Origin of the sequence: Streptomyces sp. LS1784, assembly GCF_020103755.1 — a bacterium.
Classification (GTDB): Bacteria; Actinomycetota; Actinomycetes; order Streptomycetales; family Streptomycetaceae; genus Kitasatospora.
Map to the genome: position 1 here is coordinate 1 of NZ_JAHSQD010001173.1, position 865 is coordinate 865.

The 865-nt window shown below is 74.1% G+C and carries 1 protein-coding gene; it reads left to right on the forward strand.

Annotation, left to right across the window (positions count from 1 at the left end):
* Nucleotides 1-201: 201 nt before the first annotated feature.
* The gene (locus tag KS423_RS46380; protein WP_224285647.1) at nucleotides 202-822 is read left to right on the forward strand and encodes a DJ-1/PfpI family protein; all 621 of its coding nucleotides are present in this window, start codon (nucleotides 202-204) and stop codon (nucleotides 820-822) included.
* The last annotated feature ends 43 nt before the right edge of the window (nucleotides 823-865 follow it).

Consider the following 865-nt stretch of genomic DNA (forward strand, 5'->3'; position numbering starts at 1 on the left):
GGCGCCTGCGGGGGCGGCTGCGGCGGCGGCTGCGGAGGGGGATGCGGCGGCGGGCTCTAGCCGGTGCGCGCCCTGCCGGACGGCCGCGCACCGCCTGAGGGCACCCCAGGGGCGCCACCCGCACCCGCGAGAGGACCTCAGGTGCGCGGCGCACGGCACACTGGGCACACCGGACATCCGATACCGCATGAGGGAGCAGTGATGGCGCAGGTAGCCGTGGTCACCTTCGACGGATTCAACGAGTTGGACAGCTTCATCGCCTCCGCGCTGATCAACCGCTGCCGCAAGGACGGCCTGGAAGCCTTCATCACCACGCCGACACCGCAGGTCACCTCGATGAACGGCGTCGAGGTCACCGGGCAGCGCCCGATCGAGTTCGTGACCGAGGCCGACGTCGTGCTGATCGGCAGCGGCGTGAGGACCCGCGACGTGGTCGCCGACGGCCCGCTGCTCGCCCAGCTGCCGCTCGACCCCACGCGCCAGCTGATCGGCTCCCAGTGCTCCGGCGCGCTGGTGCTGGCACACCTCGGCCTGCTGGGCACCATGCCGGCCTGCACGGACCTGACGAGCCGCCCCTTCGTCGAAGCCCGCGGCGTCACCGTGCTCGACACGCCGTTCCACGCCGAGGGCAACATCGCCACCGCGGGCGGCTGCCTGGCCTCCCAGTACCTCGCCACCTGGGTGATCACCCGCACCCTCGGAGAAGACGCCGCCCGCGCCGTCCTCGACTACGTGGCCCCGGTCGGCGAGAACCGGGAAACCGTCGAACGCGCCCTGCGCGCCGTCAGCGCCGCCCGCACGGTCGAGCCCGCCCGCTCCTGACGACCCTCCGGGGCCGCCGCCCGCACCCGCGGCGGCGGCCCCT

What these genes read in the sequence shown, in the direction of transcription:
- KS423_RS46380 (WP_224285647.1), top strand. Translation starts at nt 202, where the DNA reads ATGGCGCAGGTAGCCGTGGTCACCTTCGACGGATTCAACGAGTTGGAC.